The organism is Formosa algae (assembly GCF_001439665.1).
Lineage (GTDB): Bacteria > Bacteroidota > Bacteroidia > Flavobacteriales > Flavobacteriaceae > Formosa > Formosa algae.
The window spans coordinates 1-25,513 of record NZ_LMAK01000078.1; the positions used below are offsets into that span (position 1 = coordinate 1).

At 31.1% G+C, this 25,513-nt stretch carries 32 protein-coding genes; 30 read left to right on the top strand and 2 right to left on the bottom strand.

The window, feature by feature from the left end:
* Positions 1-324: 324 nt before the first annotated feature.
* Both AST99_RS16690 and AST99_RS16695 read left to right on the top strand, forming a co-directional pair.
* Positions 325-1,200, top strand: coding sequence for an aspartyl protease family protein (locus AST99_RS16690; RefSeq protein WP_198151538.1), 876 nt, complete (start codon positions 325-327; stop codon positions 1,198-1,200).
* 299 nt (positions 1,201-1,499) lie between these two features.
* Positions 1,500-1,793, top strand: coding sequence for a hypothetical protein (locus AST99_RS16695; protein ID WP_198151540.1), 294 nt, complete (start codon positions 1,500-1,502; stop codon positions 1,791-1,793).
* 27 nt (positions 1,794-1,820) lie between these two features.
* Here AST99_RS16695 and AST99_RS16700 read toward each other — a convergent pair whose 3' ends face one another.
* Positions 1,821-2,159 (bottom strand): winged helix-turn-helix transcriptional regulator, encoded by a 339-nt coding sequence (locus AST99_RS16700; protein WP_057784044.1) that lies wholly within the window; start codon positions 2,157-2,159, stop codon positions 1,821-1,823.
* 209 nt (positions 2,160-2,368) lie between these two features.
* Here AST99_RS16700 and AST99_RS16705 point away from each other — a divergent pair, with 209 nt between their 5' ends.
* From AST99_RS16705 to AST99_RS16740, 8 genes are all read left to right on the top strand, one after another.
* Positions 2,369-3,262, top strand: a complete 894-nt coding sequence (locus AST99_RS16705; protein ID WP_232301641.1) for a zinc-dependent alcohol dehydrogenase family protein — start codon at positions 2,369-2,371, stop codon at positions 3,260-3,262.
* A gap of 182 nt (positions 3,263-3,444) precedes the next feature.
* Positions 3,445-3,873, top strand: coding sequence for an OadG family protein (locus tag AST99_RS16710; RefSeq protein ID WP_157486443.1), 429 nt, complete (start codon positions 3,445-3,447; stop codon positions 3,871-3,873).
* Between the two features lie 139 nt (positions 3,874-4,012).
* A complete protein-coding gene (locus AST99_RS16715; protein WP_057783742.1) occupies positions 4,013-4,477 on the top strand; it encodes a hypothetical protein in 465 nt (154 codons plus the stop codon).
* 153 nt (positions 4,478-4,630) lie between these two features.
* The gene (locus AST99_RS16720; RefSeq protein WP_057783744.1) at positions 4,631-4,870 is read left to right on the top strand and encodes a hypothetical protein; all 240 of its coding nucleotides are present in this window, start codon (positions 4,631-4,633) and stop codon (positions 4,868-4,870) included.
* Between the two features lie 9 nt (positions 4,871-4,879).
* On the top strand, positions 4,880-5,347 hold the full coding sequence (locus tag AST99_RS16725; protein ID WP_057783746.1) for a hypothetical protein: 468 nt from the start codon (positions 4,880-4,882) through the stop codon (positions 5,345-5,347).
* A 144-nt stretch (positions 5,348-5,491) separates the two neighbouring features.
* A complete protein-coding gene (locus AST99_RS16730; RefSeq protein ID WP_057783748.1) occupies positions 5,492-6,319 on the top strand; it encodes a LytTR family DNA-binding domain-containing protein in 828 nt (275 codons plus the stop codon).
* Positions 6,320-6,445: 126 nt separating this feature from the next.
* Positions 6,446-7,318 carry an alpha/beta hydrolase gene (locus AST99_RS16735; protein ID WP_057783750.1) on the top strand — a complete coding sequence of 291 codons (873 nt, stop codon included), beginning with the start codon at positions 6,446-6,448 and terminating at the stop codon, positions 7,316-7,318.
* Between the two features lie 153 nt (positions 7,319-7,471).
* On the top strand, positions 7,472-8,299 hold the full coding sequence (locus tag AST99_RS16740; RefSeq protein ID WP_057784047.1) for a hypothetical protein: 828 nt from the start codon (positions 7,472-7,474) through the stop codon (positions 8,297-8,299).
* Positions 8,300-8,870: 571 nt separating this feature from the next.
* Here AST99_RS16740 and AST99_RS16745 read toward each other — a convergent pair.
* Positions 8,871-9,245, bottom strand: coding sequence for a Fur family transcriptional regulator (locus AST99_RS16745; protein WP_057783752.1), 375 nt, complete (start codon positions 9,243-9,245; stop codon positions 8,871-8,873).
* A 105-nt stretch (positions 9,246-9,350) separates the two neighbouring features.
* On the opposite strand from AST99_RS16745, the gene AST99_RS16750 reads away from it, so the two are divergent.
* The 20 genes from AST99_RS16750 (at position 9,351) to AST99_RS16845 (ending at position 25,508) form a co-directional block, all read left to right on the top strand.
* Positions 9,351-10,346: an NAD(P)/FAD-dependent oxidoreductase gene (locus AST99_RS16750; protein ID WP_232301642.1), complete on the top strand. Its 996-nt coding sequence runs from the start codon at positions 9,351-9,353 to the stop codon at positions 10,344-10,346.
* 167 nt (positions 10,347-10,513) lie between these two features.
* Positions 10,514-10,966 (top strand): hypothetical protein, encoded by a 453-nt coding sequence (locus AST99_RS16755; RefSeq protein WP_057783753.1) that lies wholly within the window; start codon positions 10,514-10,516, stop codon positions 10,964-10,966.
* Positions 10,967-11,240: 274 nt separating this feature from the next.
* Positions 11,241-11,795 carry a DsrE family protein gene (locus AST99_RS16760; protein ID WP_057783755.1) on the top strand — a complete coding sequence of 185 codons (555 nt, stop codon included), beginning with the start codon at positions 11,241-11,243 and terminating at the stop codon, positions 11,793-11,795.
* 8 nt (positions 11,796-11,803) lie between these two features.
* Complete coding sequence (locus AST99_RS16765; protein ID WP_057783757.1) at positions 11,804-12,379, top strand: YdeI/OmpD-associated family protein; 576 nt, start codon at positions 11,804-11,806, stop codon at positions 12,377-12,379.
* Between the two features lie 203 nt (positions 12,380-12,582).
* Positions 12,583-13,032 carry a hypothetical protein gene (locus tag AST99_RS16770; protein ID WP_057783759.1) on the top strand — a complete coding sequence of 150 codons (450 nt, stop codon included), beginning with the start codon at positions 12,583-12,585 and terminating at the stop codon, positions 13,030-13,032.
* Entirely contained in the window at positions 13,016-13,780 is a 765-nt protein-coding gene (locus tag AST99_RS16775; RefSeq protein ID WP_057783761.1) for a tetratricopeptide repeat protein, read from the top strand. The genes AST99_RS16770 and AST99_RS16775 overlap by 17 nt, the downstream gene beginning before the upstream one ends.
* A 219-nt stretch (positions 13,781-13,999) precedes the next feature.
* Entirely contained in the window at positions 14,000-14,920 is a 921-nt protein-coding gene (locus tag AST99_RS16780; protein WP_057783763.1) for a hypothetical protein, read from the top strand.
* A gap of 147 nt (positions 14,921-15,067) precedes the next feature.
* Entirely contained in the window at positions 15,068-15,895 is an 828-nt protein-coding gene (locus AST99_RS16785) for a DUF3800 domain-containing protein (protein ID WP_057783765.1), read from the top strand.
* 132 nt (positions 15,896-16,027) lie between these two features.
* The gene (locus AST99_RS16790) at positions 16,028-16,924 is read left to right on the top strand and encodes a hypothetical protein (RefSeq protein WP_057783767.1); all 897 of its coding nucleotides are present in this window, start codon (positions 16,028-16,030) and stop codon (positions 16,922-16,924) included.
* Positions 16,925-17,072: 148 nt separating this feature from the next.
* Positions 17,073-17,732, top strand: a complete 660-nt coding sequence (locus AST99_RS16795) for a hypothetical protein (protein WP_057783769.1) — start codon at positions 17,073-17,075, stop codon at positions 17,730-17,732.
* Between the two features lie 249 nt (positions 17,733-17,981).
* Positions 17,982-18,557: a helix-turn-helix domain-containing protein gene (locus tag AST99_RS16800; RefSeq protein WP_057783771.1), complete on the top strand. Its 576-nt coding sequence runs from the start codon at positions 17,982-17,984 to the stop codon at positions 18,555-18,557.
* 150 nt (positions 18,558-18,707) lie between these two features.
* Complete coding sequence (locus AST99_RS16805; RefSeq protein ID WP_232301643.1) at positions 18,708-19,187, top strand: glycosyl-4,4'-diaponeurosporenoate acyltransferase CrtO family protein; 480 nt, start codon at positions 18,708-18,710, stop codon at positions 19,185-19,187.
* Between the two features lie 211 nt (positions 19,188-19,398).
* Entirely contained in the window at positions 19,399-19,752 is a 354-nt protein-coding gene (locus tag AST99_RS16810) for an avidin-fold protein (RefSeq protein WP_057783773.1), read from the top strand.
* Between the two features lie 503 nt (positions 19,753-20,255).
* The gene (locus AST99_RS16815) at positions 20,256-20,600 is read left to right on the top strand and encodes a YciI family protein (RefSeq protein WP_057783775.1); all 345 of its coding nucleotides are present in this window, start codon (positions 20,256-20,258) and stop codon (positions 20,598-20,600) included.
* Position 20,601: 1 nt separating this feature from the next.
* Positions 20,602-21,060, top strand: a complete 459-nt coding sequence (locus AST99_RS16820) for a DUF1569 domain-containing protein (protein WP_057783778.1) — start codon at positions 20,602-20,604, stop codon at positions 21,058-21,060.
* A gap of 6 nt (positions 21,061-21,066) precedes the next feature.
* Positions 21,067-22,302 (top strand): RNA polymerase sigma factor, encoded by a 1,236-nt coding sequence (locus AST99_RS16825; RefSeq protein WP_057783781.1) that lies wholly within the window; start codon positions 21,067-21,069, stop codon positions 22,300-22,302.
* 287 nt (positions 22,303-22,589) lie between these two features.
* Positions 22,590-22,778, top strand: a complete 189-nt coding sequence (locus AST99_RS16830) for a hypothetical protein (RefSeq protein WP_057783783.1) — start codon at positions 22,590-22,592, stop codon at positions 22,776-22,778.
* On the top strand, positions 22,736-23,056 hold the full coding sequence (locus tag AST99_RS16835) for a type II secretion system protein GspG (protein ID WP_083495720.1): 321 nt from the start codon (positions 22,736-22,738) through the stop codon (positions 23,054-23,056). Before AST99_RS16830 ends, AST99_RS16835 begins: the two co-directional genes overlap by 43 nt.
* A 438-nt stretch (positions 23,057-23,494) precedes the next feature.
* Positions 23,495-24,628 carry a TlpA disulfide reductase family protein gene (locus AST99_RS16840; RefSeq protein ID WP_057783786.1) on the top strand — a complete coding sequence of 378 codons (1,134 nt, stop codon included), beginning with the start codon at positions 23,495-23,497 and terminating at the stop codon, positions 24,626-24,628.
* Positions 24,629-24,689: 61 nt separating this feature from the next.
* Entirely contained in the window at positions 24,690-25,508 is an 819-nt protein-coding gene (locus AST99_RS16845; RefSeq protein ID WP_232301644.1) for a PhzF family phenazine biosynthesis protein, read from the top strand.
* Positions 25,509-25,513: the final 5 nt, after the last annotated feature.

The window sequence follows — 25,513 nt, forward strand, 5'->3', positions numbered from 1 at the left end:
TAACTTTTAACAGTGGTAAAACTAAATATTATGATATAGATAAAGAAAGCATCATTTGCTTTATGCTAGCTCAGATCTGTATTTGGGCCTTTACGTTTTGGGCTTTAAAAAAAGAGATGATTGTGAAATCAAAGATTAAATAAAATACATTGAACTCTTCAATTTGTTTTAGCAAGACAATTGCTATGCTTCCTTATTGGTTATAAATGAGTTAAAGCTTTTGAGACTTCGCAAACAGTAATAATAAACCCCTGTTGCTTTATACCTAAAAGTAACAAAATCATGGTGCAATCGTCTAATATATGTATAACGAAACCACTACATATGCAAAACGTATTAATTACATTACTCTTGTTCTGTTCAATTCAACTCCATTCGCAAACACAATCAAAACCCGTTGTAATTCCTTTTGAACTAACGCCAAATGGACACATCCTTATATCTGCAAAAGTTAATGGTATAGAAGGTAAATTCGTATTTGATACTGGAGCAGGAATGAATCTTTTAATTAAAAAGTACGCAGATAAAGTAATAAATTTAGAGAAAACGCAACATTTCCATACCGGACACAGAGCTACTGGCGAAGAGATTATGACAGACATCTGGAATGCTAAATCTCTTGAAATGGAATCTTTTAAAATGAACACCGAATTATTTGCTGTATACGATTTAGACTTCCCTATTGATGGTCTTATTTCTTTAACTCCCTTTAGAAACAAACCAATAACTATAGATTTTAAAAACAAACAATTAGTAGTAGAAAACGAGGCTTCTTTAAAGTCTAGAGTGACGACTGCAGATTTTGAAATGCCTATAAAAATACATAGCGATAAAGATATTACTATTGGAATTGCTACAGATGTTAAATTAAACGACAAACTGTCTTTACTTGTCAATCTAGATAGTGGCGCCGGTTTTGGAGTATATCGCTTTAATTCAAGGTATATGGAATACTTAAACATAGACACTTTAAACCTAAAAAGTGAAGTGAGATCCAGTACATTTAAACCAGAGCTTAGTAATACATTTTACTTTACCAAGTTAGATAAACTTAGTGATGTTAATAACCATACTCAATCTAAAGATATTAACGCACAGTTTATAACAGGACTAATACACGAAGGAATTATGGGCATAGATTGGATTGGAGACATAATAACAATAGACATTCCAAATAAAAGATTAATTGTTAAAAAATAACGCTTACTCACAATTGACTGCTGCAACACTTAGGAGCTGTATCTGAAATACTTTTGCTAGGCCTTTACCTGTTACTTTAAAACATACGTAATAACGGTATCTTCTATAGACAGTATATTAACCCCTGATCTTGTTAGATTAACTTGGGTATATTGGGTCTGATAGAGTCGTACAAAAGTGAAAAAACACCTTGCTATATTAAACAATGACATTTAAAATAAAAGCATATTAAAACGGAAGATTTTAACAAGTTAGAAGCCGAGCTACTTCAAAACGTATGGTATAGTTCTTCAAACGAAATGGAACATTTTAGGCGTTTTTGGTTTGAAAACTTTAATAAAAAGCCTGCTTTTAAGCCCAACTATATTTTACCGAATATAACGTCAATTATTAGATGTTTAAACAATGAAAACGGATTGGCAGTAGTGCCCGATTTTTTATGTCAGGAACACATTTTAAAAAACCATATCCATTTAGTTTGGGAAGGAACAGTAAAAACAGAAAACACCTTATATTTTGCATCAAGAACAGACTTAAAGTACAAAAAAGAATTAGATATAATTAAGAATATATTTACATCAAAAATGAAATAAACGCACTCTACAACAAGCTTTTATAAACTACTTGTTTCCATAGGTTTTAACCACAGAATCTCCCCAATCTGCAATAGACTGAATTAACGGAATTAAGGTTTTACCAAAATCAGTTAACCTATACTCTACTTTCAATGGCGGTTTAGACGTATATACTTTTCTTTTAATTAGTCCATCTTCCTCTAAAGATTTAAGCTGCAAGCTCAATGTTCTTTCGGTAACCGTAGGCATTTCTTTCCTCAATTCATTATAACGTAAGGTCTTTTCAATTAAATGATATAAGATCACCGTTTTCCATTTTCCACCAATAATGCCCATAGTTAAACTTGCACAACAAGGGTAGGCTTTCCCTCTAAAATGAAGCATGTTTTGTTCTGTTTTTTCCATATAATATCTACTATCCATTTTGACCGTTATTGCAAATATACATTACTATACATATTTTTGCAACTATAATTTTTATAGTAATTAAAACAATACAATATGAAAGCAATGACAATTAACACCTATGGAACACATGCAACATTTACATCTGAAGATGTTGAAACACCAACCTTAAAAACGGACAAGTACTCGTGAAAATTTTTGCATCTAGCATCAATACAGTAGACACCATGATTAAAAATATGGGCACAGCACTCCCCTTTTCACCTGCTACTCCAGCGATATTAGGCATGGACTTTGCCGGTACAATTGAGGCTATAGGGACCGCTGTTACTGGATTTTCTATAGGAGATGACGTTTATGGTTGCGCGGGAGGTTTAGGAGATTTACAAGGGACATTGGCAGAATATATAGCTGCAGATTTTAAGCTTATTGCTAGAAAACCGAAAAACTTAAGCATGAAAGAAGCCGCTTCACTCCCATTAGTTGGGATAACAGCTTATGAAGGCTTAATGCGCGCCTCTGTAAAAAAAGGACAAACCGTTTTAGTACATGGTGGTACTGGAGGTGTTGGACATTTAGCTGTACAAATCGCTAAACATCTTGGGGCAACCGTTTATGCGACTGCTGGCGGAGAGCAACAAATGGATATTATAGAAAGTTATGGAGCAAAATCTATAAACTATAAAACTGAAGCGGTTCAAGATTATGTAAACAAACATACTAATGGTGCTGGCTTTGATGTAGTCTATGATACAGTTGGCGGAGAAAACATCCTTAAATCTTTTGCAGCCACAGCTTTAAACGGTCAAGTGGCTACTACAGTATCCTTATGCGATCTAGATTTAAGCACTATGCACTTTAAAGGACTTTCATTACACGTTGTATTTATGCTTATCCCCATGCTACACAATTTTAAAAGAGAACAGCACGGAGACATTTTACAACACCTTACATCACTTGTTGAAGCTGGAGATTTAAAACCTTTACTTGACGTACAACAGTTTACGTTAGAACAAGTAGATGAAGCATACGCAAGACTTGAAAGCAAAACAGCCATTGGTAAAGTAGTTGTTACACATTAAAAGCATTAATAGTGTTTCTCCTTACGCTAATAAAACTGAATTAATTACGGTTTTACTGTAAACACATTAGTCCAAATTGTATTATTTTTAGAATTGTAATTATAACCAAGACTCTTTACGGGATAAACAAACGTTTATTTAGTATATTAGGAGTTAGCTTTAATTAAATGACATTCGATAAAATGAATCATATTTCAATGGAATTCACACCTTCTCAACTCGGAGAAACTAAAAAAGTGTTTTTGAAAAATGGCTCATCAATCTCGACAAAATGGAAAAAAGAGAATGAATATATAATACGTTACAAACCTGAAAATTATGCAGACTATTATTCTCCGTATTTCTTATTTCAATTTGAAAATAGAACTTTAAAAAGAATGATTCCATATCCAAATAAAAGGTCATTTGGTTATATGACTATTATTATGATTGGATTTATATATTTCAAAGGAATTAAACCTGATTTGTATTTGACACTAATTGGTTTTTCAATAGTTTTTGTTTTTTTATTGCAATTTGTTGTTGGAATTGCCGCCTATAAGAAAATAAAGAATAATGTTTTCGGAAAGAATATAACGAAAATAAAAGAAACGTCTGAATTAAAAAACTAAAGCTAACACCGTATAAAAAAAATTGCTAGTTTTAGCTAAACCAAAGTTAGTTGCTCGTTTGCTAGCTTCTGATTTTCCTTCGGAAAATCCTCGCACACAAACACGCAACTTTCCTTATACATAAACGTTAGCTACAATTATGAAAAAAACAAATTTCGGATTAATTTTAATACTTCTGACTTTCTTTGTTTCCTGCAATGAAAAGAAAATATCGGAATTAAATAATCGGATTACTGACCTCGAAATTCAAAATAAAAAACTGACCGATTCGATTTCTAAAGCGGACTATTATAAAGTTTTAGGCTCAAACATTGTCGGACTGACTGCTAAACCTGAATTTATTGTAAATGAAAAAAGTGACGTGAAATTTCTTTTTAATTACCCTGAAAAATTACTGACTTATAATGTTTACACGACTACTAGCGATGGAAAACCTGATAAGCTGATTTTCGAAAATCTCACGGATAATAAATTCATGTATAGTTTTATTCCAGAAAAAGTTGGAGAGCACAATATTAAATTAGTCGCAGTTTTTAAAATGAACAATAAAGAAAATGAAGAAATACACGTTCCGACAAATTTATATGTTACTGTAAAAGAATAAAAAATACTGTGCCTAACAAAGTATATAAAAAATTGCTATTTTGTGCTTAATCAATGTGAGTTGCTTTGTTTACTAGTATCCGATTTTCCTTCAGAAAGTCCTCGCATAAAAACTTGCAACTATTCTTGTATAAACGTTGCAACCATTATTAATATGAAAGATAAATCGACTAAAAAACTAAATAGTGAGTTAAAAATTAAAAAATCAGCAACAATTTCGCTAATTATAGTTTTAGCCCTATTGCTTTGCGTCTGTATATACGGATTAATAGCAAAAGAAAATAAAAGCGTTTTTATCTCTTTAATGATTATTCCTTTTTCATTAAGCTCAATAGTTTTCCTAAATTATAGAAATATGAAAAAAATAAAAAATGAATTGGAAACAAGAAAATAGCATGTATTAATGAATTACAAAACAATTTTCCACTATGTAAGTTATTTTCAGTATCCTTTAATGCTAACGGCATTATATTTTTCTTTTAGCCCATACCTTAATGGTCTTGAAGAGATTAAAAAAAACCCTGATTTAATTTTTTTAAAGCTGAACTCGGCACTAATTTTTATGGGACTAGGAATGAGTTTTTCGTCTTTACAAGATACCACTAAAACGCAAAACACGTTTTCAGAGAAGGTTTGGAAAAACCCAAAGAAAGGAAAAATTATGATTATAATATTAAGCTTTATGATTCTATTATTTCTGATATTTGGATTAACAGGATACTATTTCGTGAATTCTGGAGTTTTTAAAGAATTATCCATTGGACTTATTATTACCGGATTAGGAATGTTTGGATTTTTAAAATCTGCAATTGAAATGTTTGAAAATCATAGAATAGATAAAAACACAGATTACAACAATGGCAATAACTAATTACTTATTCTCGCCTAATTTTAAAATTCCAAGAACATTTTAAACTTAATATGTACTTGCAAAATCAAGTGCTGAACCACGCAATTAATATTATTCATAATCCGCTAGCTACCATAAAAAACCATATAATTAATAGTAACGTTAATGACATTTAATACACCTTTTCCTTATAATGCTTCTTTTAAAATTCACATCATTATTGGTGGAATCCTGGGCCTTTTATTAAGTTTTATTTTAATTACGTTACAGCCTTTCAATTTAAATAATTTCAACCATAAATATGGAGACGTTTTACTTTTAGGTTTTGGGTTAGTAAAATTTTTAAATTATACTGTAGCACACTTTGTAGAAAACTACTTTTATAAACTACACAAAAAATGGACACTTTGGAATGAAATAATATTTCTTATCCTATCGTCGCTAACCGGAGCAATTCTTGGTTATATCTATTTAGATTTAGTTTTCGAAAATCAACCCTTATCATTTCTAAGGCTAATACTCTTTTTATATTATATTGTTTTACCCATTCTGCCTTTACTTATTTTTCCTAAATCGGTACTACGTTATCTCATTATTAAAAGTCGAATAAAAGATTTGAATACGAATAACAATGAGAATACTGAGACTAAAGACATTGCATCAGAAAAAATAATTTTAACGGGACAAAGCGTTAATGATAAATTGATGATTTTTAAAGAACAACTCGTATATGTAAAATCTATCGATAACTATGTGAAGGTATATTATAGCGATGAAAAATTAAAAAGTAAGATGTTGCGAGCTAGTTTATCTGAAATTTTAAACCAAGCCCCATTTCTAATTAAACCACATCGTTCTTATTTAATAAATCCAGAACATGCATTTAAAATTGAGGGTAATTCTCAGAAAGCAGTGCTTGTCTTAAAAAACCTCAACGAAGATATTCCCATCTCCAGAATGGCGTATAAAGACATGAAAGCGGTATTCCATTAGTCCCTTTTGCCTATACAGTTCATACCAAAAACACCTATTTCACCACTAAATACGGCAATCCACAACTCATTTTTTAATGTGTTTATTTTTTTAGTTTGATTTGTCTCAACATAAAAAATAAACAAAATGAAAAGAGCACTAAAAATTGTAGGTTATGCCATATTACTAATTATAGTTTCGGGAATAGGATTTGGCATATACAAATATCAGACTGATGATATGTTAAGAGCGATGATTAATCAAGATGAATCAAAACTTTCTTATGGACCGTTAAAAGAGATTGTATCATTAGAAAAATTTGATTTTGAAGAATATGAATTAGAAGTAAATGATTCAATCAAAATATACACCTATCTATTTAAGCCGTCCATACAACCAATAGGGAACGTTTTTTTTATTCACGGTTCAGGAGGTAATGCTGCCTATTGGTCGTCACTATACAAACCACTTATTGATGAAGGATATAATGTATATGCAGCAGATTGGCGTGGATATGGTAAATCTACTGGTTCACCTAATTATAGAGGTGTTTTGAAAGATACTGAAGTTGCATTTAAAGATTTTCTAGACAAAACTAAAACAGATAGTTTAAAGCATATTGTTTACGGCATGTCGTTAGGGGGACAATTAGCTATTAAAATCACTATGGACAATCAAGAACATGTAGATGCTTTAGTACTAGATAGCGCTTTAGAATCTGCTCAAAAAATAGCCATCGATTACGCCCCTTTTGAATTTTTAAAAAACAGAGCGAGACATCATCCCGAAAGTTTTAATCAATTATATGTGGGTTCAAGAGACATTAAATCGATAAGAAATATACCAAAATTAATCATTCATAGCGCTAACGACTTACAAGTATCTATTAGTCACGGAGAAAATCTTTTCAAAAACGCCAACGAACCTAAAACATTTTGGAAAACAGAAACATCTCATATTATGACATTACGAGATGAACCGAAAGAAGCTATTAAAAGAATAAATAGATTAATACAGTAGCTACACTGCATATCATTAATTGCAAATACTTGCTTACTTACAAAAATCCACACAGACTTTCAATTTATGATTTATTTGCTAACTTTAGGTGTTTTTGAACACGTAACTATTCTATACAAACACGTGGACATTCATTGAGACAGAATGTTAAAAATGAGAGAAGAAATTTCAGTAAACAAAGCTATAAACAGAGGACATTTAATTGTAAACATACCCGTTTTCGTATCCATGTTCGGAATTCCTGCTTTGGCACTTTATTTAGCTCAAAATAATTCAATTCCAAAATGGGGAGTTGTAATTAGTTTTATCATTGGATTTATAGTTGCTTGGTTAGTTTGGAGTTTTATGATAACCAAATGGAGAATTTGGGCTTTCGATAATGTTAGAAATGTTCACGAATTAAAAAAAAGAGCAATTGCTGAAAAACTTATCTGGAATGATGGGAAAATTTTTGAAAAAACAGAAATAAAAAGTCCTAAGCAAAAACGAAAACTGAAACTTCTTGAAAAGAAATTTGAGGAAGAAGATGTTTTCAAAGAAGATTTTTCAGCACCAAAATCAAAAACTATATATTATTCTAAATCAACGAACTTGATTCAGATGTTTATTATGATAGCTTGTTCAATTCTTGGAATATATCTAATATTAGATTCGGGAAGTTACATAATGGGTTCTTTATTTATAATCGGTGGAATTTATTACGCTTATAAAGCTTTCAAAAAAGCTACGATTACAGCACCGCAAATAATAATAAACGACAAAGGAATTGAAACAATACAAGTGAATTTTAAGAATTGGAGCGAAATTAAAAATGAAGAAGTACTAATTAAAAACAACGGAAATCACGCAAGTGCATATTTAAATTTTGATTTTAAAGAAGGTTTTGAAAGTTTGCAAATTGACGACTTTGACATTACACCTAAAGACATGGAAAATTTATTAAGAACGTATAGAATTAGAAATAAAAAAAATTACAGCTAATACCTATATAATGACTTGCCATGTTCTTCCTGAGTTGTAAAAATGTCCTCAGAATTAAAAAAACACCCTTAAAATCTTCTAAATTAGTCAATTTAACCTAGCAACAAATCAGACACAAACAGGTTTCTAAATATTGCAGACCAAACTTAAAAATGAAACAATACTAAATACGCTGAATTGAATACAGTAAAAGCTACTATGATAAAAAAAATAATCGGATTTGCCTTTTTATTACTGGCATCTTATCTCACCATATTTTTTATATATAGAATTTCTAAAAACCCGAATACGCTCCTAATATTAAAAATTATACTTAGTGGAGACCTTGGGATAAACTGGACTTTAGGAGTTGTTGTTTTCCATGTTTTTTTCTTTTTAATGTTATATCTATTATTCAAATTTGGACTAAAATGGACAACGTTATACGAACGCAACGCACTGAAACACTAAAACCAAATGCTGTGAATGTTTAACCCGTGGCGAAATCATTCAAATTGAACAAGATCTATTCACATACGCTGGCAGTAACCACTAACCGTTACATGCTAAATTTAGATTTACAGAAACATATTTAAGAACAATCTTTACAAATTCCGCTAAGCACACAATTTATACGCTCTACAGTATAGCCAACAGGTACAGCAAAATGAACAGGTTCGGGAAGACATTCAATAGTTTCACAACTGGTACAGCGGAAATGGAAATGATTATCTGGTATTTTTTTCTCATCACTTGTAATACATACAGCAAAATACTGTTTCCCATCTTCAGCAACAATTTTATGTACTATTCCATCTTCGCAAAAGCGGTTTAAAACCCTGTAAATGGTAGCACGATCAATGTCTACTTCTAATTGTTTTTCAATAGCATCTCGGCTCATGGCCTTTCCTGTATGTGCCAATAAATCTAATACAGCTTCTTTTGATGGTGTATTCCTGCGTTTCATCTCTATATTTTTTCTGCTGCAAATTTAATGCAAAATATTCGCATTAACTTATTGCAACTTGTTCGCATTAACAAAAACTTTTCTATATTAGCAAAAAATTAGGCAATGACTAGACGAGAAATCATTAAACAAGGCGGACTTGCTTTAACGGCATTGGCTTTTCCATTAACATCTTTTTCAAAAATCAATTTTATGACTGACACAAAAAATTTTGACGTAATCATTATAGGCGGAAGTTACTCGGGACTTTCATCGGCGATGGCTTTGGGACGCTCCTTAAGACAGGTTTTAATCATTGATAGCGGTTTGCCCTGCAACCGACAAACGCCACATTCGCATAATTTTATCACTCAAGATGGAGAAAAACCAAGCGCAATTGCAGAACAGTCTAGATTACAGGTTTTAAAATATGATACTGTAAAAATTCATAATGGTCTTGCTGTTAGCGGAACAAAAACGGATAATGGTTTTGCCATTACCACTAAAACTGGCGCAACATTTACAGCCAAAAAACTCGTTTTTGCCACAGGAGTAAAAGATATCATGCCAGATCTTAAAGGCTTTTCTGAATGTTGGGGTATTTCTGTCATACACTGTCCGTATTGCCACGGTTACGAAGTAAAAGGTGAACACACCGGAATTCTAGCCAATGGAGACGTTGCATTTCATTATGCCCAACTTATTCGCAATTGGACAAAAGAGCTAACTATTTTTACCAATGGAGCATCTACGCTTACAAAAGAACAAACCGATAAAATAAAACAACACAACATTGCGATAATAGAAAAAGAAGTTGCCGAATTACAACATGAAAACGGTGACCTCAAACACCTTGTGTTTAAGGACAGCTCTACGTTTAAGTTAAAAGCCATTTACTCGCGCCCGGATTTTGAACAACATTGTAAAATTTTAGAAGAATTGGGTTGCGAACTCACAGAACAAAACCTTATAAAAGTAGATATGTTTCAAAAAACGACCGTAACCGGAGTGTTTGCTTGTGGCGACAATGCAAGTGCTTTAAGAGCTGTTTCATATGCTGTTGCTACAGGAAACATAGCAGGCGCCATGCTAAATAACCAAATGACCGAGGAAGAATTTTAGTCTATAAAAAAGAAACAAATTACTGTTTTTAATCAAATAGCTCCAAGAGAATCATTGTTTTACAATCCCGATTTTAAGGTAAAGGTTTGCATTAAAATATATAACTAGACGTATTAAAATGACTAAATTAGTGCATACAAAACCGTTAAAACCTGGATAAAAAAACATTGATACACCTAAAGACACCCTTATTAATTATAACATGTTTATGTGTCTGGATTGAGTTTTTTGGACAAGATATTCACGCTGAATATAAATTTAAATCTGAAAAAACAAAATCCAGATTTTTAAGCGGTGTAACATGGAATTATTTAGAATTGGACAGTTTAGTGTTATATAAAGACAACACCTTCCATCGTATATTTTCTTACAGATTTCACGAATTGGAATATTCCGAATATAAAGGATATTGGAACAAAAAAAACGACACTCTATTTTTAGATATACAACAGAAGAAAGCACATAAGTCTGATGAAAATTGGACAACCTTCCACTCTACTTTTACCTATAGAATAAGACGAAAAAAACTATGCCCTATAAACGATTACAACTATAATGAATATTTTGATTTGAAAATAGAGTCTTTAAACGCTTATAATACTCTAAAACGCATAAAGTAATTTAAGTTTAAAAAGCCATACTTATTGGCTATTACAACAATTATACTCACAGTGGCTTTAATATATGTGCTATTAACCATTAATCAATAGTCACGGATTGGGGTTTTCAGCAATAAAACAAAACGACAGCTTTACCGTAACTAAAAAATTACTAGTTTTAGGTTTATTAATGTCAGTGGCTTTATGTGCTTGCTTCTGATTTCTGAAGCAGAATCTTCACTAAAACACATCAGCACTTTTATGTATACCATAACACCCAATAAACCACTTAACTATGAAATGTAACTTTTTAAACACTTGGTGTTTAGCAGTATGCTTTACAGCCGCAATCGCTTCTTACGGACAACATACAAAAGCAACAACCGGACCTGTATTCGACAATATTGGTCCAGTCTATACTGTTACTCATTTAGATCACAAACCAGACACTTCTAAACAACTCAAAGCTATATTTGATGTAGATAGAAAGCAATCCGATCCAAGTCAGTTAAACACCATCATTTCTAGTCTGCATCGCTATTACAATTTACATGTACGCTACGGGTTTCCAAAAGAGCAGATTCATCTCGCCGTAATTTTACACGGTGGCGCCACCAAAGACGCATTATCTGCAGCTGCATATCAAGACAAGTATAAGGTAGAGAACCCCAATATAGAACTCATTAAATCACTGTCAGAAATGGGTGTAGAAATTTTCCTTTGTGGGCAATCCATGTCGCATAGCGGTTACAATAAAGCAGATTTACTACCAGAAATAAAAGTAGCATTGTCTGCCATGACCGTATTAACTGTTTACCAAATGGATGATTATGCGCTTATAAAATTCTAAATTGTAGCATGACAGACGTTGAAGACTTTTGCCCCACTAATAAACAAGATTGGAGAACATGGCTAGAATTACATCATAAAAATAAAGCTGCCGTTTGGCTTATATTTTATAAGAAAAATACTCCGAACTACAACTTAAGTTGGAGTGAATCTGTAGACGAAGCCCTTTGTTTTGGATGGATAGACAGTACTAAAAAAACCATAGACAAAGACCGTTACAAACAGTATTTCTGTAAACGGAAAGCCAAAAGCAATTGGTCTAAAATAAACAAGAATAAAGTGACCACTTTAATTGATGAAGGATTAATGACGGAAGCTGGACACAACAGCATTGAACTTGCCAAAGAAAACGGATCTTGGACCATTTTAGACCAAATAGAAGCGGTTATAATTCCGGAAGACTTAAAAGCTGAATTAACAAATTCCCAAGGTGCTTTAACATACTTCGAAAGTCTAAGTAAATCGGCAAAGAAGATGTTATTGTACTGGGTTGTTTCTGCCAAAAGAACAGAAACCAGGCAAAAAAGAATCTTAGATATTGCTAAAAATGCTAGCCAGCAAACAAAACCAAAACAGTTTAGATAAAGAGCAGCTCAAAACAATATAATCTTAAAACCAAAAAACAGAATCTAAACCCTCGACTAACTATCTTAAAAAAATTACATATTTACGGTTTTACAGTAAAAGGAAATGGCAGAATTGTGGTATTTTTAAAAGTCTTACTTTAATAAGAGATAACTACAGGATAAACGAATGTTTATTTGGTATAAAAGGAGTTGTAACCAATTATGAAGAAACCTTTTGCAATCATTATAATTCTTGTGATTTTTTCGTGTAAAAATGACACACCTCTTTGTGATGAGCATTCCTCGCCCTATTACAGTTCTATAATTGGAATTGACTTTAAGGAAAAGCGTCATAATACAAGAATATTGGGAGAAAATATTACTATCCGAAAAGCATTTAAAGAACTAACAATTAAAGAAAAGAATATTGAACCAAATAATGGTTTTATTACATTAAGAATTCATTTAGACAAATATGGTAATTTCTGTAATCAAGAAACTTTTGAGGTTGACAGTGATTATCAACCAACAGAGTTTAACAATGGGACTTTGATTAAAAAAATTAGAAAAATCTCAAAAAGTTTATCCAACTGGACAAATGATACAGAAACAAAAACATTTTATTTGATAAGAATAAAAATTAAAAACGGACAAATTGAAGAGATTTTTTAAAATATTTTTAATAATCGTAGGAATCATAACTGTATTTCTATTAGCCTTTATTTCTTTCGCTTACTTTAAGACTAAAAGTTTCAAAGAAAAAAGCATAGAAAGGCAAAAGAGAGTAATTAGTTTTCAATCAAACGATAGTAATGATTATTTTGAATATTCAGTAGACATCAATAAATCTGGTGATTTCACTGAAGGATTCAAATTTTTAAATAAAGCAGTAGAACTCGACCCAAAATTACATTTAGGTTACAGAGGTTGGATAAGATTAAGAAAAATGAGAGACTTTGATAAAGCTCTTGAGGATTTTGACCGACTTGACAGTTTAACACCAAAATTTGTAGATGCACCTTGGGGAGAAGATATTGACTTTTTGCGAGGAGAATGCTATTTCGGGAAAAAGGACTATAACAAAGGAATTGAATTATTTAATCGCAACATTGAGAACCAAAAAGAGGATTGGGCTGACATACATAGTTTCGTTTATCTCGGACTTTGTGAATATGAACTTGGGAATTATGAAAAAGCGATTACCGAATTTAAACGAGCATTAAAACAAACCGAAAATGTTCCTGAATCCTATTTTGGAATGGCTAAAACTTACCAAAAACTTGGTCAAATAGACAAAGCCAAGGAGAATATATTGAAAGCGGAAAATAATATGGATTACAAACGAGATGATAAATACAATGAGTTTCTTAATGAAATTTATATGTCTGAAATACTAGAATTTAAACGAAAATTGAACTGAAAATAACTGGTTACAACAATGGCTATAAGTAATTGCTTGTTCTCGCCTACTTCTGAAAATCCTCGCGGATTTTCAGCTTGGTGTGTACTTGCACAGTTAAGTGCTAACCCACGCAACTACTCATAGCCCAACCGTTGGCACCAATTTGACAACTTACGTAAGTTAATTGTAATTGCGTAATAGAATTAAACAGTTGAGCTTTGTAAAAAAATAACAGAAATGATAATAGAATATAATTTTGCAAATGACTTACTGGAAAGAATAGAAGAAGAGTTAATTAACTATGACGACAAAAACAAAATTCAAGTCATTAAACGCTTTTCATTAAGTAAACTTGCAAATCTTGAATGGATGAGAAAAAGTCAAGATTTTAGTTTTCCAATTAACTCAAGTGGTTCAACAGAAATTATTCAAATTACAAAAGAGTTTTACGAACTTCTAGTAAATGGTTGGAAAGAAAAACATCATGAATTAGTGAAAGATGGAATTCCTGCGACAATCGAATCAATGATGGAATCTGATTTTCCTGATGAAACTATTCATTCAGCAATTTATGACAAAGTTTCAAGACTAATATATCAATATGATGAAGTATTAAAATGCAGTAAAGAAACCAATGGCCTTTTTGGAATTGAAGACGAAGAAAAAATATTATTAATTCATCTAAATAAATATAATGAGATTTTAAGTTCTGATTTTAAGCAAATCGAATTTCTACACGGAGTTACTTTAAATAAAAAAATCAGTGATTTAATCTTAGAAATTTACATTCGATTTATCAATTTAAGATTAGAAATGCTTAATCCAAAAATCACTCAAATTGAAGAACGAAAAACTGAAATAGCAACTAAAATTTTATGGAAAGGAAGTCAAAGAGATTTGTGCGAACTTTTTATCGAGTTGCAAGAAAAAGAATGGATTAATGAATTTGAATGGGGAGAACGAAATAAAATGGCGCAATCAATTTGTAACTTATTTGATTTAACTTTAACCAAGAAAAATAAAAACAGTAATGTTGAGAATTCATTTTACCAAATTTTAAAAGGAACTCATAATCCGAAAACGAAGAAAAGGGAATATGATGAAGTTTTAGGAAATGTGAATGATAGAAAATTTAATGAAATAAAAAACAGGTGCTAACACCGTATAAAAATAATTGCGGTTTAGTGCTTAATCAAAGGTCGTTGCTTGTTTTTAACGTCTGATTTTCCTTCGGAAAATCCTCGCATACAAACCCGCAACTATTCTTATACATAAACGTTAGGCAACATTAAAAAAAAACACATTATGTTAAAATGGTACGCAGATAATACAGAACTAAGTACTGAAAAAGGAAAACCTAATGTTCTAGTATTTGGAGGAGTAATTGTTGACGAAAATTCCGAGAAGAAAATAGAGAAACTTTTACGAGATATTAAAAGCAAATATACCTATCCTACTCTGCCACTTAAATGGAATTTTAAGGATTTAAAACCAACTTACAAAGAATTTAATCGCTTAAAAGAATATGAAGCACTCTTAAAAGATTCTTATGAATGGAGAAATGAAATTTTCACAAGGTCATTAGATATAGATTATAAAGTCATACTTGCTTGTACACAAAGATATCCTTCAGACAAACCTCTAAGTAAAATAAAAGAGCAATTAACTGAAATTTGTTTTTCTCAATCATTAATGCGAGTAGGAATGTTTGCTAAGCATTTACCGTTCAAAGAAAACTTTGAAATTATTTTAGATTGGCCAGATGGAAGTAATCCTAAACCTTTTAATAGAGAATATTTCAAAGCCTACAATTTGGGACAATCATCAAGTCAAATAAATTATCTTTCAGGACCACTCATTAATCTTGGATTTAATGATAGTCTATATTATGCGAAATCTACTCATTCTGCAGTACTTCAATTTGCTGATTTAGTTATAGGAGCTGCCAAAGATTTTATGTTAAAGTCTATTCATAATCACGATCATTCATTAGGTTATAACTTAACTTCAATTATATTACCAAAATATCAAGGATATCCAAATAAAATAATTGAATATGGAATGAATTTTGCACCTAAATCATCTGAATGTTATACTAAAATAAACAATGAAATAAAAAATAACGTTGCCTAACAATGCATATATTTTATTGCTAGGTTCTAGCCTGCTTACGAAAGTCCTCGCGGACTTTCTATTCGGTTTTTATTTACTAACTTAGTGACTTAACCACGCAACTAACCGTACACAAAACCGTTGTGCAAAATAATGAAAAACCTACTTCAAATAATAATTCTGATATTTAGTTCAACCTTGTTTGGACAAGATTATTATGAAGTCGACCTATCCAGAGAAAAACCTAATCTTAAAAATGTTGTTTTAAAAACAAAGACCTTAAGAGATTCAACTGGAATTACAGACTACATTTCAAATATTCAGATTTATGACAAAAATGGAATTTCAACATTGGAATTTGATTTGAATAAAAAAGGAGATACTTTAGAAAAAATAACTACTTCTTTTCCTGATAAATATTCTGAATTACAAATACATAGTTATTCAAATGCAAAAAGCGACACAGCATATTATTACTATAACAAAAACAACTTTGAGAAAAAGGAAATTTGGAAATGGGGAGATAATAATGAAACTGACACTTATGAATTCTTCTTTGACGAAAACAATAGACTTCTAAAGCAAGAAGTTTACTTCGGAGTTGAAAAATCCTGGGATACTCTGATATACAAAAATGACCGAATTACAACAGTTCTTTCCTACGATGACACATTTGAGAGACAAGATTCAATTTCTTATTTATACAACAAAAAAAATCATTTAGCCAAAATTTTTAAATTTAATTTGGCAAACGAATTACAAGAAACGCAGACTTTTAAAACCAATCAAAAAGGACAGTTTAAAGAAATAATAAAAGAGTTTAAAACGTTCGAATGGTCAAAAGACAAAAGGAAACACATAATTCGAATGGAATATCATCTGAACGGAGAATTGAAAACAAAAATTGTAGAGGAATTTATAAATGAAACGTTAGAAAGTAAAAGCGAACTGAATTTTAACGAATTTGGACTTCTGGAAAAAATCAAAGTAGAAAATCTAACGAAAGGAACAACAAGTGAAAAGAAAATTACTTTGCACAACCCCGTGTAAAATTAATTGCTATTGCAAGCTTACTTACGAAAATCCTCGCGGATTTTATATTCGGTTTTTATTTGCTAAATTACATGCTAAACCACGCAACGTATCATATACAAAACCATATGCAATTAACCAAAAACACAACTAAAATTAGACTTTAATGATTCAAAAATTAATTGAAAGAACCAATACAACAGAATTTTATCAAGACTCTGATTTAAAGCTTGAATCGTACAATTATAATCCTTCCAGTAATACTTTAGAAATGTTTTTGTCAATTAACCAAATCAGTTATGACATTCCAATTGAGTATGAAGAATGGAAATTAACTTGCATAAAAACCGAAAATTTTAATGGCTTCTTTAGTCAACGAATGCTACCCTATGTGAAATTAAAAGTTCTAAAAAATCATCCTTTGTTATTGAAATATCATGAAAATGAACTTGAATGCGAAATAAAAGGAAAACCAGAAAATGTAAATGAATTTATTGGAGAACTTAGCAATGTTTTGGAAAAAGAAACAGGAAATTGGATTACAGTAAATGAATATTTTTGGAATAATGTAGAGTATTACAAAAAGTATTCTAAAAGAACTATTTGCATCCCAAAGTCTTTAGAGAAATCGATAAAAGAAGTTTGCAAAAAACATAAATTGAATTTTAGTGTAAATAATGAAATTATTGGAGAAGACAAAGGTTACGCTGACAAACCAAAAGCAAAAGTTCTAATCTTTGGAAATGAAGATGTAAGTCCTAATGACTTTTTTTTAAATCAACATTTTATAATTGCCGAGGAGTTTACCGCTGAACGAATTAAATAATAATAACGGCATACAACAATGGCTATAAGTAATTGTTAGTTACAGCCTACTTACGAAAATCCTTAAAAATTTTATATTCGGTTTTTATTTAAAAAATCAAGACCTTAAACCATACTCTAACACGTTAGCACCAATTAGAACGCAACAAAATCAATAACTGGCATGAATGTCGTAAAAATGTCGTATTTAAACCGTTATCAAAATGGTATTTTCATAATTAATTTTGCCATAAAATAAACGTTATTACTTATGAACGAAATTGGGAAAAAAATTAGAGACGTTAGAAAGAAAAAAGGACTATCTCAAGAAGAGTTAGCTGAATCTGCAAAAATTAACTTGAGAACTATTCAACGGATTGAAAATAATGAAAGTGAACCAAGAGGAAAAACTCTGAATTTAATTTGCAAAGTTTTAGACTTAAATGCAGAAGACATTCTAGATTACGGAAAAAAAACCGACAAAAGCTATTTAACTTACTTTCATTTGTCTGTATTATTGGGTCTTATTATTCCAATAGGAAATATAGTAATTCCATTTATCTTATGGATAACTAAGAAAGATAAAATAATTGATTTGAAAGATATGGGAGCCAATCTTTTGAATTTTCAAATTATTTGGACTTTACTTGCTTTTTTTGGGTTAATAATTGGAGCATTTCTTAAGATTACACATTTAGAAATTGGTCCAGGAAATTTAATACTTTCATTATATTTTTGGCTTTTTCTTTATGTTATAAACATCATTTTACCAATAATATTTGCTATCAAAGTTAACAAAGGGCAAACAGGAAATTTTTATCCCAACATCATAAAATTAATAAAATAACTGGAGCTAATATCGTATAAAAATATTGATTAACTTAGTCCTTAATCAAGAGTTAGTATACTTTTGTAACTCCTGACTTTCCTGCGGAAAATCCTCGCATACAAAACAGCAACGTTCATTACACAAAACCGTTAGGCATAATTTAAAAAAATGATACTGAAACACATTATACTGGGATTTATATTCGGAATTTCAATGTCCTTTATATCTTGGATAGTCGGAATGATTATCAACAGTATTCTTATGAAAACGGCATATTACAAAAAGCTATCTAATCTGAATTTTATTAAAAGCAAATCTCTGAATAAAAATATCGGAATCAAATACTTTAAATGGATTGTAAAAAATACTTTTTTCAAATTTTTTAATCAGAAAATCAAATTAGAAAACAGAAATACCGACTTGACCGTAATTCGGAATGAAATGACTATCTCTGAAATAAGTCATTTAATCGGATTTATCTTTGTGACCATTTTTGCTATTTACAAAAGCATTGATGTGGGAATATTATTCGGATTGATAATGATGATTCCTAATGTTTTAATGAACTTATACCCTTTATTATTACAACAGGAAAATAAAAGACGAATTGACAAAATGATGAAAAGAAAAACAAAAAACTGTAGCTAACACCGTATAGTTAATTGCTTTGTTCTTCCCTACTTACGACTATCCCTGCGGAATATTTTATTCGGTTTCTATTTACTAAATTAGGTGCTAAAACGCGCCACTAATCTTATACAAAACCGTTATAACCAAATTATAACATACATACTACCTAAAAAGGCAACACTCGCAATCAAACATCCAAATTCACATACATAAAATCGCTACAATCCGAATGCATATTAAAGACACCATAAATTATAACAACCGAAAATTCAGACCTGTACAGAACTCTGAACATGGAGAAACTACTAAAGACACCCTATTCGAATATATACAAGAAGGAAACATTTTAACATCAACGTATTCAGGTGGAAAAATTATAAAAGGACATCTTATAGGTCTTGTAGATACCGTTGGAAACATAAATATGAGATACCATCAGGTTAATGAAAATGGCGTTTTAATGACTGGAGTTTGCAAATCTACACCAGAACGATTACCTAATGGAAAAATTCGACTTCATGAAAATTGGACGTGGACTTCTGGTGATAAATCAAACGGTATATCAATTTTAGAAGAAATCTAAAAATCAAAATGAATACAGAGTGTGCAATCTTCTCAACATTTTCACATACTTACTTAGTCGTTATCTATTCTTACTCCTAAAAGGCTCTACGCCTCTTTGTCCCTAGCTAATTCCAATAAAAACCCTTTTCAAAATATACAAAAATGCATTACCAAATTTGAACACATGGAATTAAAATCAATTCAGGATAATGGCGTAATGTAAACCTTTAAATATATAAACACGACCAACAAAATAATAGATCTTGACTTTAGGCCTATAATGGTTAAGTTAAAAAACCCTACACAGTAGCACTAAACACAGATAATTACAGTCTACGAGTAAACAAGTTAGACCAAATTATGGTATTTTTAGAATTATTTTTAACTGAATAATCCAGGTAGGATGCTCTTTAGCGTAAAGAGATTAGGAACAAAAAAAAAGAAACCATAAAAACAAAAACCGATGTCCTATTTTAACACTCTCAATCGTCATAAAGGTATAAACATAACATATTAGAAACTATGAAAGAATTTATGATGATTTTCAGAAATGAAAAAACGGATCAACCCAAACCTTCTCCAGAACAAATGCAAGCCATGATTAAACAATGGCAAGATTGGATTGGCGGTATCGCAGCACAAGGAAAATTTGTAAGCACTAATGCTTTGGGGTACGAAGGACAGACGGTAAACGCAAGCGGCGTTGTAAGCGATGGACCTTATGCCGAAATAAAAGAAATAGTTGGAGGCTACATTATTGTAAAAGCAGAGAATCTTGTCGACGCTGTAACACTTTCTGAAGGTTGCCCAACACTTCTTATGGGTGGAAAAATAGAAGTACGGGATGTTATGCTAATTAATTTATAAGATGGCTTTACCAAATATATTTAACAAAGAAGTTTCAGAGACAGTCATTCACCGTATTAACAATCTAAAACCCGATACACAACCCCAGTGGGGAAAAATGAATGTTTCAGAAATGTTAGCACATTGCAACGTTACCTACGAAATGGTTTATGAGAACAAACATCCGAAACCAAACTTTTTTATGAAAGCTATAATGACAGCCTTTATAAAAAAAATCGTGACTAATGAAACACCATATAAACGCAACGGACAAACGGCACCTGCGTTTAAAATTACTGATAGCAGACACTTTGAAACAGAAAACAAACGGTTAATTAATTACATTGCCAAAACACAAGAGTTAGGGGCAGATCATTTCGACAATAAAGAGTCGCACGGATTTGGGACATTAAGCATAACCGAATGGAATAACATGTTTTACAAACACTTAGACCATCATTTAACTCAATTTGGAGTGTAATACTTTATGCAAGACAAGGAACTTATTCCACAACTATTTAAAACAGAGTATAGAAAAATTATTTCTGTACTCTGTAAGTTGTTTGGCATAGAACAAATAGAAATTGCTGAAGATATTGCAAACGATACTTTTCTATTAGCTTCCGAAACTTGGGGTTTAAAAGGAATTCCCGAAAACCCTAAAGCTTGGCTTTATACAGTAGCAAAAAATAAAACGAAAGATTATTTTAGAAGAAAGAAACGCTTTACCGAAAACATTGCTCCCGAACTTAAAAACAAGCAATCCTGTACTCAAGAAATAGAACTAGACCTATCTGAAGCAAATATTAAGGATAGTGAATTGCAAATGTTGTTTGCTGTTTGTAATCCTATTAATAGTAATGAATCACAAATCGCCCTTGCTTTAAAAATACTCTGCGGCTTTGGTATAGATGAAATTGCCAACGCACTTTTAAGTACAAAAGAAAACATCAATAAAAGGTTATATAGAGCTAAACATAACTTAAGAGTGCATAATGTAGATTTATCGTTTCCGTCTAATTCAAACTTAAAAAAACGTTTAGATAACGTACTTTCAATTCTGTACCTGCTATTTAATGAGGGTTATTATTCATCTACATCAAAGCACACCATTAGTAAAGACATATGCTTTGAGGCCATGCGTTTACTTTATATCCTCACAGAAAACAACAAAACAAATATCCCAAAAGTGAATGCGTTAATGGCGCTGTTTTGCTTTCATACGTCAAGGTTTGAAGCACGGTTTGACCAAGTTGGACTACAAGTGATTTATAAAGAACAAAACAAAAACAAATGGAATCTTGAACTCATTGCAAAGGGAGAAACCTATCTAAATATTTCGGCAAAGGGTCAGGAAGTATCAAAATATCATTTAGAAGCTGGTATTGCTTTTTGGCATACAAGATTAAATGTAGTTGAAAAGAAAAAATGGAATAACATTTTACAACTGTACAATAGACTTTTACAAATTGAATATTCTCCTATTACTGCATTAAACAGAACGTATGCTTTAGCCATGGCACAACATAAAGAAATTGCATTAAAAGAAGCTTTAAAAATCGACTTAAAACAAAACCACCTTTACCATGTTCTTTTGGCGGAATTATACTGCGGAATAGATAAACAAAACCAAATTGCGCATTTGGATTTAGCTATACATCTGACAAAAAACGAAAATGATAGAAAATTTTTGATACACAAGAAAGATAAAGTTAGTAATTAAAGAAGTCTTTTGAATAAACTGAAATAAGTAAATATCGATTTTTCCGCTACAACACTTCAATAAACATCACCTTTAGTGATCTCATTTCAATTTAGCAATAGTAAACAGTTGCTCGTAAATCATTACACTATAAGTCTAAAAACTCAGATAATTACGGTTTTACAGTAAAGGCTGTATACCAAATTGTTTTATTTTTAGGGTTATGATTTAATCTACATGTCCTGACTAACGGTATAGGTATTTATAGCGTTTCAGGAAAAATAACAGATGTTAGAATAAAGAACAGCATGATAGAATTTATACTTTCAACTTTTGCAGAATTCGGGTTAATTCATCAAGATTATAAACATCAAAAACGAATAAGTAAAAAGGAAAAGGAAGATGGCATTAAAAGACCTTTTAAAAAATATGTTATGCAACCAAGTGTTTTAATATGTATTTCTGCTATAGTAATTGTAAGCATAGCTGTATTCTAATTATTACTTTTCAAAGGACTTATACATTTCCAGAAAACACAAAAAAAGAAGTGTTGAAAATGAGCGAAAGAATGGAAAATTGGAATGAAAATTTAGGCCACTACCCAACAGATCTAAATGAATTAATAGGAAATAGTCCAGCTAGGCAAGATTGGAAAAAAGATGCATGGAATAGAACATATGAATTTAAGATTTCTGAAAATGGTAAACAATTCTTAATACGATCTGCTGGACCTGATGGAACATTTAATACGAAAGATGACATTATATCAGAATAAAAAAAAATTAAGCATTTTAAGACTTTACATCATAAGCTTAGTCTGTATTGTAAGTTATGTTTTATTAGAAAACTCTAACATTATACTAGAACACTAGCTTAGACAACAAACCGCTTCAATTAGGCCTATAAAAACACAACCCAATTGTTAGGGTAACTCCCTTTACGTTTTATATTGAAAAGCAAATTGTTTATCATTAAAATAACTATTGTAAACACTGAAACGTTTCGCTACACTATCCTATTTAAAAGGATAAGATCGCTTCATGCAAAGGTCTTACCCAAAAAATGTTGTAATTACGGTTTTCCCGCAAAACAAATTCACCAAAATACTTTATGTTTATAATTACTATTCTAAAAACAACATAACCAATGTTTTGCAGTATATTAGAAGAGCCCAACCTTTAAAAAAGAGTAACAACTTAACACTATATACAATATGAAAATTAAAACGTATGCAACCATTACACTCGGACTATTGATTTTGACGTCTTGTAATCAACCAAAACGTAATCCCAAAGCTTTTACTTTAAATGGAAAGATAGAAGGTTCTAATACTGAATATGTAATCTTAAGTTACCGTGACAGTTCCGACGTTTACATTTCCGATACATTGCCAATAGTAGATCAATCTTTTTCAGCAGAAGGTTATCTAATGCATACGTCTATGGTTGGATTATCAACTAACTTAAGTGAAAATAGTATGGAAGATCCTAATCGTTTAAAGTTTTTTTTAGAACCAACCGAAATTGATATAAAACTAAAGGAAGGGGAATTCCCAAATGCAAAAATAAGTGGTTCGAAAACTCAAGTTGAAAGTGAAGAATTAAATGAAACCATTGAACCATTACAGGTAAAAGCGACTGAAATACATAATATTAATACGTCTTCTAAACAACTAAAAAAACTAAACAATGACATTAAAGATATAAAAATTCAATATGTTGTTAACCACCCCAAATCGTACTTAAGCGCCTCCATAATAAGTTTCTACCAATACTCGCTACCTACAGATTCTCTATCTATGCTATTTTCTAATCTTGATCCAAAACTAAAAGAATCATATTATGGTGTAGAAATCGAAAAGACTATTCAGGAGAGAATAAACAAGTACATTGTTAGTTCGGGAGATATTGCACCAAACTTTTCTAAAGAGAATAGTGATGGCGACATTTTAACTCTTAATCAATTTAAAGGAAAAACGGTATTATTAGATTTTGGGGCAGATTGGTGTTTACCATGTAAAAAAGAAATTCCTCAAGTAAAAAAAATCTATGACGAATACCATGCAAAAGGGTTGGAAATTATTGGTGTTTCGTATGACAGGGATAAAACTATTTGGAAGGAATATATAAAAAATGAAGAGTTAAATTGGCACCATGTTAATAATGGTATGCCCAAAGAAAATCAGGGAGTCTCTATTAGTAAATTATATGAGGTACCAGCTATCCCAACATACATCCTTATCGATGAAAAAGGTATTATAGTTGATCGTTATCGAGCTTCTGATGAGGAGAACAAAAGCTTAGATGATTTAGAAAATAAACTAAACACATTGTTAACTTCGAAATAATTAACAATTCAGAAATAAAATTACAACCAATAACGTTCTACGATATAAGACAATTAAAAAAATGACAATCAGCATAGATACTTATATCGTAGATTCGTTTACAGATAAACCGTTTAAAGGAAATCCAGCAGGTGTTTGCCTAGTCACACAAAAACTGTCGGATAAACAAATGCAACTTATTGCGAAAGAATTAGGGCTTTCGGAGACGGCTTTTATCACTAAAACCGGAGGGTTAAATACATTTACAATACGATTTTTCTCTCCTAAAATGGAAATACCACTCTGCGGACATGCAACTTTGGCAGCCTCAAAAGTATGCTTTGAACTTTATCCCGAAATAGACAAAATTCATTTTAAGACCATTCAAAATTTAGATTTAATAATTACAAAACACGGAAAAACTATTGCAATGGCATTTCCTGTTTACCATACCATTCCGCAACATGCACCCAAAGCGTTACTAGATGCTCTTGGACTACATAAAATATCTAATAGCGAGTATAATAGTGAAACGAATATCTTACTTCTAGAAATTGAAAGTAGTGAAGTCTTAAAACAGTTATCGCCAGATTTTGAACGTTTAAAACGAGCTCATAATTCAATAAACGGAGTATTGGTTACGGCACGCTCGCAAAGACATGGTTTTGATTTTGAATCGCGTTACTTTTGGCCTTGGAGCGGCACAAATGAAGATCCTGTAACTGGCGGAACTCATACGTTTTTAGCAAAATATTGGAGTGAACGCTTAAATAAAAAGAAAATGAATTCTTATCAATGTTCTGAGCGGACTGGATTTATGGAAGTCGAACTTATTGGTAATGATACATTATCGATAAAAAGTCAAGCTCAAATTGTATTTAAAGGTGCATTAAGACTATAAGACGG

Coding starts and splice junctions, on each gene's coding strand:
- AST99_RS16690 (WP_198151538.1), top strand. CDS start 325: ATGCAAAACGTATTAATTACATTACTCTTGTTCTGTTCAATTCAACTC.
- AST99_RS16695 (WP_198151540.1), top strand. CDS start 1,500: ATGGAACATTTTAGGCGTTTTTGGTTTGAAAACTTTAATAAAAAGCCT.
- AST99_RS16700 (WP_057784044.1), bottom strand. CDS start 2,159: ATGCTTCATTTTAGAGGGAAAGCCTACCCTTGTTGTGCAAGTTTAACT.
- AST99_RS16710 (WP_157486443.1), top strand. CDS start 3,445: ATGAATCATATTTCAATGGAATTCACACCTTCTCAACTCGGAGAAACT.
- AST99_RS16715 (WP_057783742.1), top strand. CDS start 4,013: ATGAAAAAAACAAATTTCGGATTAATTTTAATACTTCTGACTTTCTTT.
- AST99_RS16720 (WP_057783744.1), top strand. CDS start 4,631: ATGAAAGATAAATCGACTAAAAAACTAAATAGTGAGTTAAAAATTAAA.
- AST99_RS16725 (WP_057783746.1), top strand. CDS start 4,880: ATGAATTACAAAACAATTTTCCACTATGTAAGTTATTTTCAGTATCCT.
- AST99_RS16730 (WP_057783748.1), top strand. CDS start 5,492: ATGACATTTAATACACCTTTTCCTTATAATGCTTCTTTTAAAATTCAC.
- AST99_RS16735 (WP_057783750.1), top strand. CDS start 6,446: ATGAAAAGAGCACTAAAAATTGTAGGTTATGCCATATTACTAATTATA.
- AST99_RS16740 (WP_057784047.1), top strand. CDS start 7,472: ATGAGAGAAGAAATTTCAGTAAACAAAGCTATAAACAGAGGACATTTA.
- AST99_RS16745 (WP_057783752.1), bottom strand. CDS start 9,245: ATGAAACGCAGGAATACACCATCAAAAGAAGCTGTATTAGATTTATTG.
- AST99_RS16750 (WP_232301642.1), top strand. CDS start 9,351: ATGACTAGACGAGAAATCATTAAACAAGGCGGACTTGCTTTAACGGCA.
- AST99_RS16760 (WP_057783755.1), top strand. CDS start 11,241: ATGAAATGTAACTTTTTAAACACTTGGTGTTTAGCAGTATGCTTTACA.
- AST99_RS16765 (WP_057783757.1), top strand. CDS start 11,804: ATGACAGACGTTGAAGACTTTTGCCCCACTAATAAACAAGATTGGAGA.
- AST99_RS16770 (WP_057783759.1), top strand. CDS start 12,583: ATGAAGAAACCTTTTGCAATCATTATAATTCTTGTGATTTTTTCGTGT.
- AST99_RS16780 (WP_057783763.1), top strand. CDS start 14,000: ATGATAATAGAATATAATTTTGCAAATGACTTACTGGAAAGAATAGAA.
- AST99_RS16785 (WP_057783765.1), top strand. CDS start 15,068: ATGTTAAAATGGTACGCAGATAATACAGAACTAAGTACTGAAAAAGGA.
- AST99_RS16790 (WP_057783767.1), top strand. CDS start 16,028: ATGAAAAACCTACTTCAAATAATAATTCTGATATTTAGTTCAACCTTG.
- AST99_RS16795 (WP_057783769.1), top strand. CDS start 17,073: ATGATTCAAAAATTAATTGAAAGAACCAATACAACAGAATTTTATCAA.
- AST99_RS16800 (WP_057783771.1), top strand. CDS start 17,982: ATGAACGAAATTGGGAAAAAAATTAGAGACGTTAGAAAGAAAAAAGGA.
- AST99_RS16805 (WP_232301643.1), top strand. CDS start 18,708: ATGATACTGAAACACATTATACTGGGATTTATATTCGGAATTTCAATG.
- AST99_RS16810 (WP_057783773.1), top strand. CDS start 19,399: ATGCATATTAAAGACACCATAAATTATAACAACCGAAAATTCAGACCT.
- AST99_RS16815 (WP_057783775.1), top strand. CDS start 20,256: ATGAAAGAATTTATGATGATTTTCAGAAATGAAAAAACGGATCAACCC.
- AST99_RS16820 (WP_057783778.1), top strand. CDS start 20,602: ATGGCTTTACCAAATATATTTAACAAAGAAGTTTCAGAGACAGTCATT.
- AST99_RS16825 (WP_057783781.1), top strand. CDS start 21,067: ATGCAAGACAAGGAACTTATTCCACAACTATTTAAAACAGAGTATAGA.
- AST99_RS16830 (WP_057783783.1), top strand. CDS start 22,590: ATGATAGAATTTATACTTTCAACTTTTGCAGAATTCGGGTTAATTCAT.
- AST99_RS16835 (WP_083495720.1), top strand. CDS start 22,736: ATGTATTTCTGCTATAGTAATTGTAAGCATAGCTGTATTCTAATTATT.
- AST99_RS16840 (WP_057783786.1), top strand. CDS start 23,495: ATGAAAATTAAAACGTATGCAACCATTACACTCGGACTATTGATTTTG.
- AST99_RS16845 (WP_232301644.1), top strand. CDS start 24,690: ATGACAATCAGCATAGATACTTATATCGTAGATTCGTTTACAGATAAA.